7 protein-coding genes are annotated in these 9,818 nt (G+C 42.6%); 3 read left to right on the top strand and 4 right to left on the bottom strand.

Going from position 1 to position 9,818, the window contains the following annotated elements; translation table 11 throughout:
* Together WBA23_RS05250 and WBA23_RS05245 are read right to left on the bottom strand one after the other, a co-directional pair.
* Window positions 1-778, bottom strand: a 778-nt coding sequence (locus tag WBA23_RS05250) for a TlpA family protein disulfide reductase (protein WP_424581197.1), incomplete at its 3' end; no start/stop codon positions are given.
* Between the two features lie 242 nt (window positions 779-1,020).
* The gene (locus tag WBA23_RS05245) at window positions 1,021-4,527 is read right to left on the bottom strand and encodes a pyruvate carboxylase (protein ID WP_424581196.1); all 3,507 of its coding nucleotides are present in this window, start codon (window positions 4,525-4,527) and stop codon (window positions 1,021-1,023) included.
* Window positions 4,528-4,860: 333 nt separating this feature from the next.
* Between WBA23_RS05245 and hemA the strand changes: the two genes are divergently transcribed.
* Window positions 4,861-6,144: a glutamyl-tRNA reductase gene (hemA, locus tag WBA23_RS05240; RefSeq protein WP_424581195.1), complete on the top strand. Its 1,284-nt coding sequence runs from the start codon at window positions 4,861-4,863 to the stop codon at window positions 6,142-6,144.
* Between the two features lie 4 nt (window positions 6,145-6,148).
* Window positions 6,149-6,574, top strand: coding sequence for a hypothetical protein (locus WBA23_RS05235; protein WP_424581194.1), 426 nt, complete (start codon window positions 6,149-6,151; stop codon window positions 6,572-6,574).
* A gap of 11 nt (window positions 6,575-6,585) precedes the next feature.
* Here WBA23_RS05235 and WBA23_RS05230 read toward each other — a convergent pair whose 3' ends face one another.
* A complete protein-coding gene (locus WBA23_RS05230) occupies window positions 6,586-7,410 on the bottom strand; it encodes an SDR family oxidoreductase (RefSeq protein ID WP_424581193.1) in 825 nt (274 codons plus the stop codon).
* 121 nt (window positions 7,411-7,531) lie between these two features.
* On the opposite strand from WBA23_RS05230, the gene WBA23_RS05225 reads away from it, so the two are divergent.
* The gene (locus WBA23_RS05225) at window positions 7,532-8,332 is read left to right on the top strand and encodes a DUF2797 domain-containing protein (protein ID WP_424581192.1); all 801 of its coding nucleotides are present in this window, start codon (window positions 7,532-7,534) and stop codon (window positions 8,330-8,332) included.
* A 5-nt stretch (window positions 8,333-8,337) separates the two neighbouring features.
* Here WBA23_RS05225 and WBA23_RS05220 read toward each other — a convergent pair whose 3' ends face one another.
* Entirely contained in the window at window positions 8,338-9,747 is a 1,410-nt protein-coding gene (locus tag WBA23_RS05220) for a GAF domain-containing protein (protein WP_424581191.1), read from the bottom strand.
* Between the last annotated feature and the right edge of the window lie 71 nt (window positions 9,748-9,818).

Raw genomic sequence — 9,818 nt, 5'->3', positions numbered from 1 at the left:
ATTCCTTTATTAGTTCTTCTAAAATGTTCTCAAAGTGTCCAATTACTAAATGCAGATTTTCACCACTTCCAATTCCGCCTTCGATATATTTTATAAAGCCATTTTTATCAATAAAAATATTTTCAGGATATGGTTTAGTACTGATTTCATCGATGAATTCTTCTTTATTAGCTAAGTGAGTAAAGTCAAATTTCTTTTTACCTAAGAATTTGATAACATCTTCCCTATTGTCAAAAGTTACAGCTATGAAATTAGCTTTATCAGCATAGTTTGTTTTTAAGAGATTTAGTGCGGGCATTTCTTCAATACATCCGCGACAGCCAATAAACCATAAATTAATTAGAGTAGGCTTGTCTTGTTTTCCTCCGATTACAACTTCTTCACCTTCAATATTTTCGTGCTTTTTCTTTTGTATTTCTAATCCTATCTTTACATAAATATCTGACCTGATCAAATACTCTTTACCAATTCTTAAGTCATATTCGAAAGGTCTAATTACTGAATCCCCATTTTGAATAATTTTTTTAAGATGTATAGTAAGCATAATCTCATTAATTAATGAGTCTCTAGTTTTTTTTAGCTCTACTTCATTAGTTAATTTTTTTTCTTTTAAAATCGAATCAGATATGTTCAGATATAAATCTCGTGTGAATTTTTCATATTTAAGAGTAGTGTATATTTCGCCAGTGTAAAGATTTTTGTAGTAATTTGGCTCAAGCTCCCCACAACTATAAATTAGAAGCGTGAGTATTACTATTATGGTATAATTTATTCTCATAGATAATATTTCTCAGTTTTTGATAGAAGGAATTGCATACAACATCGATATAAACGCCATATGGCATTTATCTTACCAGATAAGGGTGGACAGAAACCATATAGCGTTTATTTTCAATATACCTTTTCTGGTGATTCCAGACAAAATAGCGGTTTGAATGACAGGGAAGATCAATATAACCTTTCTTGCTTAACATAACTTCATGATATCAATCTTTGAAGAATCAACTGTAATACAAAAATCTACTCTAAATCCACCACTAAGTCATCTTGCTCTACCATCACTCCGGCATCCAGATGAACCTGTTGCACTTTTCCGGTGCGGGGGGCGGAGATCGTGGTTTCCATTTTCATCGCTTCGATGACGAATAGTGGCGTGCCTTCCTCTACTTCCTGCCCGGCTTTGGCTAGCACTTGAGCTAACTTGCCTTGCAAAGGAGCTCCTACTTCATTTTCATTGTTCTTATCAATCTTCTGGTGAGCGGCAACTTTTACCGTTAGGTTGTTATCTTTTACCCGTACTCGGCGCGATTGGCCGTTCAGCTCAAAGGTTACGTGGCGGTAGCCATTTTCGTCGGCATCGGAAATAAACAGTAGTTTAATCACGATGACCTTGCCTTCGGCGATATTCACCAGCACTTCTTCGCCGTTCTTCAGTCCGTAGAAAAAGGCCGGAGTGGGCAGGGCCGACATGTCGCCGTAAACTTTGCGATGGTTATAGAAATCTTCGTACACTTTGGGGTACAAGCGGTACGACAAGAAATCCAGCTCGGTGCGGTCTTGGTCAAATCGCTCTTTGAATTCGGTGAATTCGGCATCAAAGTTAATTGGTGTTAAGTGCTCGTTAGGTCGGCCACTGATGGGCTTTTCGTTCTTGAGCACTACCTTTTGCACTTTCTCGGGAAAACCGCCGTAGGGCTGGCCCAAATCACCTCGGAATAAACTCACCACTGATTCGGGAAAAGAAATTGAACTACCGTTGTCTTTATCGTCACTCAGCAGTATGTCGCCAATCGTCAGATTATTGGAAGTCATGTACAGCGCCATATCTCCCACCACCTTCGAGGAGGGAGTGACTTTCACGATATTGCCAAATAACTGATTGACTTTCGCGTAGTTCTTTTTGATTTGCTCAAATTTATCTTCCAGTCCTAAAGCTACTGCCTGAGGACGTAAATTCGAGTACTGCCCCCCGGGAATTTCGGTGTCGTACACCTCGGCGGTTCCCGCTTTCAAACCCGACTCAAAGGGATAGTAGTACTCCCGCACCGCTTCCCAGTAAACGGAGTACTCGTTGAGAGAGTCCAGATCAAACTGCTGCTCCCGTTCGTGCCCCTTCAGCATGGCCACCACACTATTAAAGTTGGGCTGGGAAGTTAATCCTGACATGGCCCCAATCGCCACATCAATCACATCTACCCCCGCCTCTACTGCATTCAAATAAGTAGCCGATTGTATCGAGGCGGTATCGTGGGTATGTAGGTGAATAGGTAGATCAACCGCTTTCTTTAGTTCGCCGATTAGCTGCGCCGCCGCCAGTGGTTTGAGGAGACCCGCCATATCTTTAATAGCTAGAATATGCGCCCCTTCATCTTCCAGTTGCCGGGCCATATCGAGGTAGTACTGTAGCGTATATTTCTTATTATCGGGGTTTTGCAGATCACCGGTATAGCAAATGGCAGCTTCGGCTAGTGCCTCAGTTCGCTCCCGCACGGTGCGGATACTTACCTTCATAGCTTCTACCCAGTTCAGTGAATCGAAGATGCGGAAGACATCAATCCCAGTTTCCCAAGCTTTTTCAATAAATCGCTCAATTAAATTATCCGGGTAGGCTTTATACCCTACGGCATTGGAACCGCGCAGCAGCATTTGCAGCAAGATATTAGGAATAGCTTCCCGGAACTGAGCTAGACGTTCCCAGGGGTCTTCGTACAAGAATCGCATGGTAACATCAAAGGTAGCTCCGCCCCACACTTCCATGGAAAATACCTGCGGATGACGCTTAGCAAAGCTTTCGGCTACGCGCATCATATCTACGGTACGCATTCGGGTAGCCAGCAGCGACTGATGCGCATCACGAAATGTGGTATCAGTGAACTGAACAGGCTTTTCGTTTTTTAACCATTCGCAAAACTTCTCTCGCCCCAGCTCTTTCAAATGGTCTTTGGTTCCTTTTGGATAAGAAACATACTGATAGTTGATCTGGGCGTTAGTAGTTTCTTCTCGCATCAATTGATTCGGAAGAATCGGCGTACGAAACGTTTTATTTGCATCGGAAAACCGGATATTTGGGTTACCGTTTACGGTCACATCGGCTAAGTACATCAGGGTACGGGTGGCCCGATCGAGCCCCTCCCGGATGTCAAAGAGCTCCGGATGGTCACCGATGAAATTAACCGTGGCCTCACCCCGGTAGAAAGTAGGATGGGAAATAACATTAATCAGAAAACCCATATTAGTTTTTACTCCCCGAATCCGGAACTCCCGCAAGGTTCGCTGCAATCGCTGCGAGGCTCCTTTTAGGGTTCTTCCGGTAGCCGTTACTTTCACCAGCATAGAATCGAAGAAGGGAGATATCTTCACCCCTGGGTAAGAGCTACCTTCATCGAGACGAATACCAAACCCGCCCGCGTTGCGGTAGGCAATGATGGTTCCGTAGTCGGGTCGGAAATTGTTCTTGGGATCTTCGGTGGTCACCCGGCACTGTACGGCAAACCCGTTGCAGCGGATATCCGACTGCTTCTTGATAAAGATACGTGGGTCAGATAGTTTTCGTCCCTGGGCAATCAGAATTTGAGAACGCACAATGTCAATACCGGTAATTTGCTCGGTAATGGTGTGCTCCACTTGAATACGAGGATTTACCTCGATGAAGTAGATATTCTCTTCCCGATCTACTAAAAATTCCACTGTACCCACGTTATTGTAGTTCACGTGCCGCGTAATGTTTAGCGCGTACTCATACAGTTGGTCTTTAGTTTCTTGGGATAAATTAGCTGAGGGAGCCACCTCAACCACCTTCTGGAAGCGGCGTTGTACCGAGCAATCGCGCTCAAACAGATGGACGATGTTACCGAAGTTATCACCCATAATCTGAACCTCAATGTGCTTGGGCTGTTCGATAAATTTTTCTAGAAAAACGGTATCATCACCAAATGCTTTTTGAGCTTCACTGCTGGCTTCGGTGTAGGCTTGCTTTAATGCTTTCTCTTCGCGTACCACTCGCATTCCTCGGCCGCCCCCACCCGATGCTGCCTTCACCATAATAGGGTAGCCAATTCGCTTGGCTTCTTTTAAAGCGATAGATACGTCGCTTAACGCCTGCTGACTATCTTCAATTACCGGAACTTGAGCGGCAATAGCAATTTCTTTCGCCGACACCTTGTCCCCTAGTTTTTCCATCACTTCCGGCTCTGGCCCGATAAAAATAATTCCTTCCTCCCGACAGCGTCGTGCAAACTGAACGTTCTCGGATAAAAAACCGTAACCGGGATGGATGGCATCTACCTCCTGCCGTTTTGCTAAAAGAATAATAGCCTCGATATCCAAATAGGGCTTTAGCGGTTCGTCATCTTCGCCTATTTGATAAGCCTCATCGGCTTTGTAGCGGTGCAATGAATAACGATCTTCGTAAGTATACAGCGCAACGGTAGGAATACGCAGTTCGGAAGCGGCTCGTAGAATTCGGATGGCGATTTCTCCCCGGTTGGCTACTAGAATCTTACTGATAGCGCGAATAGATTCGGACATAAAAATAGGGTTTGGTAGTTGATTTGGAAAATTAAAGAATTATTAGTGATAAGCCCAAATTACTGAGCTTTTCAGAACAATAGTGGCTGTTATTTTCAAAATGGTTGAATTTTTTCCGTTTAAACAACAAGCAAGCCCCTGGGCAAAATTGTATTGAGACAGTTTCTAATTAATCTGTGGTACTAATCCAATTTGCGGGAATTTTAGAAGTAGTATAACCGTTCTTATAACAATACTAATATCCTTTATTATTTGTATTTATTCTAAATAGCAATTCTATCTTACTAAATCCCAATTAGCTTATAAATTTGTACGTCGATCTGATCGTCTTGTATGCATCATCTTTTTAAAGCAATATCGTTAACTTATAAAAACAGTCCGGTTGAGATTCGGGAACAGGTTGCTCTTTCTGCTGAAGAAGCAAATGATCTTCTGGGTAGAATCAAGGCACTGACTGATATCCGGGATGTTCTCATTCTTTCTACGTGCAACCGCACTGAAATCTATTACTCCCACGAAGAGAACTTAAGCGATCTGCTGGTGACACTACTCGGGTTAGTAAAAGGATTTGATACCGCCAACACGCATACGTATAATCCGTACTTTACTCGCCTAAATAATAGTCAGTCGGCAATGCGTCATCTTTTCCAGGTAGCGGTGGGATTAGAATCGCAGGTGATTGGTGATTTACAGATTACTAATCAAGTAAAGCGCGCGTACCAGGCTTCGGCTGATGCTAATATGGCTGGCCCATTTTTGCATCGGTTACTCCATACGGTATTTTACTCCAACAAACGCGTAGTGCAGGAAACGGCCTTCCGCGATGGTGCCGCCTCTATTTCGTACGCCGCTACCGAAATGGTCCAACACTTAGCTGGAAAATTTACCGACCCTCAGGTTCTGCTAATTGGTTTGGGCGAAATTGGTGCTGATGTAGCCAAAAATTTGGGAGATAGTAAGCATCGTAAGGCTCGTATTGCCATTACTAACCGTACCCGTTCCAAAGCTGAAGAGCTAGCTACTACTTACGATTTCACTACCTATGATTTTTCTGATCTTACGCAAGCTATTTCCGAATCAGACATTGTTGTTTCTTCAGTAGGAATGGCTAAGCCGCTGTTAACTTATGAGCTTCTCTCTCAAGTACCTCTGCGGCCGTCGGCTCGCTTTATTGATCTTTCGGTGCCGCGCAGTATTGAACCAGCAATTACTAAGTTGCCCCGCACCTACTTATATAATATTGATGATATTCGAAACCGGGCGGATCAAGCCCTGAGCCTTCGACTAGCGGCAGTGCCCGATGTAAAGTTTATTATTGAAGAATCGCTTCGGGAGATTCAGCAGTGGGCTCAAGAGATGGAGGTATCACCCACTATTCAACGACTTAAAAATGCGTTGGAGCAAATTCGTCAGGAAGAAATGGCTCGCTACCTTAAGGGAGTTGACGATGAGCAGGCCGCTCAAGTTGAAAAGATTACCCGCAGCATGATGCAGAAGATTATTAAACTGCCGGTACTTCAACTCAAAGCAGCCTGCAAGCGAGGTGAAGCCGAAACGCTGATTGATGTACTAAACGACCTTTTCGATTTAGAGAAACATCCAGCTAAACGCGCTTAGCGATATGAAGCATTTATTTTTTGCACTTTCGATCTCTTTTCTTTCAATAGGTTCAGCATTAGGCCAGTTTGGAATTAATTACCATCAGTCCGATTTATCTTTTGCGGGAGTCAGTTATTCGTTTACCCCGCGCATTGCCGCTGAGTTTCGTCTCAATGCTACTGTTTTTGTAGAAGACATCTCCCCAGAGTTTCTTGCTACCTATCGTTTCGTTGATCGTACTTCTTACGCCGCTTATACCGGACTAGGAGGGCGAACTAATCAATTCTACGGAATAATGATACCACTTGGGTTTCAGGTTTCGCCTTTTAAAGAGCTACGCAACTTCGCACTAAGTTCAGAGTTAGCACTGTTAGGTATTGGTGACGAAAACGTAATACTGAGAGGAGCTATTGGTTTTCGGTACTACTTTGTTAGAAACGACGAATAGTTAACTTATTTCTATAGTGCATCAGTTGGATCGCTATACTTGAATTCATACTCCAATTGTTTCTTAAGCTTCTCACCACTTATTGATTTAAAAGAAGGTAATTCTTCGGATGAAAACTCAGGTGGTTCCTGCCCTATTTTCTGAGCAGCTTGCCGATAGAAATTTTCCTTAGTCGGATGATGATCCGCACAAGCGTTAAAGGTTTCGCCCCAGTGGTTTTCCTGGATAATTTTAAGAAGGATCGCTATGCAATCTTCTAGGTGAATGAAATTTACGGGGGATTTCCCACTGCTATTTAATATCTTACCCGCTAAAAACTTTCCAGGATGGCGGTTAGGTCCCATTAGTCCACAGAAACGAACAGTGGTTGCTTCCGCTGAATACTGCCGCACTAACTCTTCTGCTGCTATCAAGGCCCGCCCACTCACTCGAAGCGAATTAAGCTTGGCTTCGTCGGTAGGGAGATCCATTTCAGTCACCTCACGATTTAGGTTAGGATAAACGGAAGTAGAGCTTACAAAAATAATTTTCTGGGTAGGCTTTTGCTTTACAATTTCAGCAATTTGTTGCGGGTAAAATTGTTCGATATTATCCCGCTTACGCCCCGGAGGAATATTAATCACTAATATATCGCTTTGGAAAAAACGTTGGTCAGCAGATTCATTAATTTCTGGCGATAGCTCCATTAAGAAAGGTTGAATACCTTCCTGCTCCAGTAGCGTTAGTTTGTTAGATTGAGTAGTAGATCCAAGGACGCTATATCCTTGACTTATTAGAGTTTTAGCTAACGGAAGACCCAGCCATCCGCAACCTAATATGCTAATACTTTCTGTCATTTAGTAGGTGTTAGATTATTGCTACAAGAACAAAATAGGCCAAAATGTTTTCTACTCACTTTACAAATTATTTTCTACTTTCAACGGTTCTTTACTTTCAAATCCATCAACCTTTGCTGATATGAACTACGAAGGAAATCTTCGCAAAATGCGCACTGAGCTATCTTCACCGGTGCAATACACCTTGCTTCTCAATGGTACTTCACTAATAGTCAATGAATTAGTTGGCCACCAAATTAAGTTGGAATTCGAAGGACGGATCAATTGTATTAACTGCGGCCGGCTTACCAAGAAGTCTTTTTCACAAGGGTTTTGTTACCCCTGCTTTATCAAATCACCTCAAAATTCCGAGTGTATCATTCATCCGGAAAGGTGCCGGGCTCATTTAGGCGAAGGCCGTGATCCTGCGTGGGAAGAGCAACATCACTTACAGCCTCACATTGTGTATCTGGCACAAACTGATGCTATCAAAGTAGGAGTAACCCGCTCAACCCAGGTACCTACCCGGTGGATTGATCAGGGTGCGTGGAAGGCTGCGACAATTGCCTCAGTACCGTACCGTTATCTGGCCGGAGCAATTGAAGTAGCGCTGAAAGCAAATTTTACGGATAAAACGAATTGGCGAAATATGCTAAAAAATGAAAGGAAAAACGAGCTTAATCTCACCTCCTTTCAGCAGAATGCTCAAGATGTAATTCCAGAAGAATTTAAAGAATATTACACCCCGAATACTCCGATTACTGAAATTGAGTACCCGGTTTTAGAATATCCTAAAAAGGTGAAGAGCGTACTTTTAAGCAAACAGCCAACTATTAAGGGAAGACTTACTGGAATACGCGGTCAGTATTGGATGCTTGGCGATGGGCGAGTATTCAACGTTCGTAACCACGGTGGCTACTATATTCAGCTTTCGGTGGCGTAAAGAAATTAGGCAGCCGTGTCTGTCACCAACCTTTGTTCAAGCTCATGAATCTTGCTTTGATACTCCTTCTCTTTACGATGCATTTCTTCTTGAGTAGCTTGTATCTCCTCCATATTCTGACGCATTTCCTCTTCTTGCGCCCGCATTTCTTCGGATTGTTCCTGGGCTTGGTTTAACAAATGAGTAGTTCGCTGCATGACCCTTTCGTTCTGAATAAATGAAGCAATCACTTCGCCCAGTTTTCGCAAGAACTCAATTTCGTAATCCTCAAAGGCATGAAAACCAGCCACTTCCATAATTCCCTCCACTGTATCATTTACCATCAAAGGAACGATTAATAATGAGGTGGGATTGGCTTTACCCAGCCCTGAAGTGATATTGACATAGTCTTCGGGAATTTCGGTGAAATATGAATACTCCCTTTCTAGGAAAACTTGCCCAACTAAACCTTCACCAGGAGCGATTGTTCGCTCAGTAAATTTCTTGCGTTCATAAGCATAGCAAGCGGCTAACTCAATAGTCGTGTTATCATTATGGCTCCGATCGACTACAAACAATCCTCCTTGATTAGCCCGTACAAATTTGACTGTAGCGGCAACCAATTGATCAAATATATTTTCATTTTTACCAGCTTTACGAATAATTTCCGAAATTTGCGTAATACCTTCAGTGGCCCATTGCCGCTTTTTCTCCTCAGCCTGGGCTGCCTCTAGCTCTTTGGTTTTTTTAGTGTTTTCTTCTCGCTCAATCAGGAGATTCTGGTTTCGTTCTTCCGTTTCTAACCTTGATTGTTCACTTTCTTTTTCAGACTGACGGTTAAGAACAGCTAAGCCTAGAATAGTGCCTAGCTGGGTACAAACTGCCAATACCATAGCAACTATACTGACCCATCCGGTTCGTAAGACTGTTCCATCGTATCCCATATCAAATAAGTGCCAGATTAATGGAAAAACAAGAATAATAAAGAATGAAAATATGGAACAGAATATTAAGTATCCTCTTTCTTTTAAATCAAAAACTACAAAAGGAATTAGGGTAAAACTCAATTCAACCATATATATCGAGATTAGGGCATCATACATTGAGGTACTAAAATAGGCATTATAGAGAGAAGCTAGTAATAAGCACAACACAGGCAAAACTATTCTGGAGTACTTAATTCCACCCCGAGAATTCACGTAGATCACTACTAAAGAAGTAAGCCCGCCCCCGGCTGGGAATATCGCCAACCAGGGAAAATAAATCAGCGATATACCGACGAAAGGAATCGCCAGCACAAAGATGATGAGAAGACATATAATGTTGGTAGGTTGAACCCTTTTTCTCAAATATTCAGGAAGATCATGATGGCTTCCAGTGTTTACTATTTTAGAAAGTAGTGATGTAGAAACATCAGCGCTTAATTCGTCTTGCATAATAGTTTCAAGTTTGATCGTTTACAACAAATAACTATAAGACTATTAAGAATTTCAAAGCGAAACTAAGG

Source organism: Tunicatimonas sp. (genome assembly GCF_049647865.1).
Lineage (GTDB): Bacteria > Bacteroidota > Bacteroidia > Cytophagales > Cyclobacteriaceae > Tunicatimonas.
The sequence above is the reverse complement of the archived record's forward strand: the minus strand, read 5'-3'. Positions and strand labels throughout refer to the sequence as shown.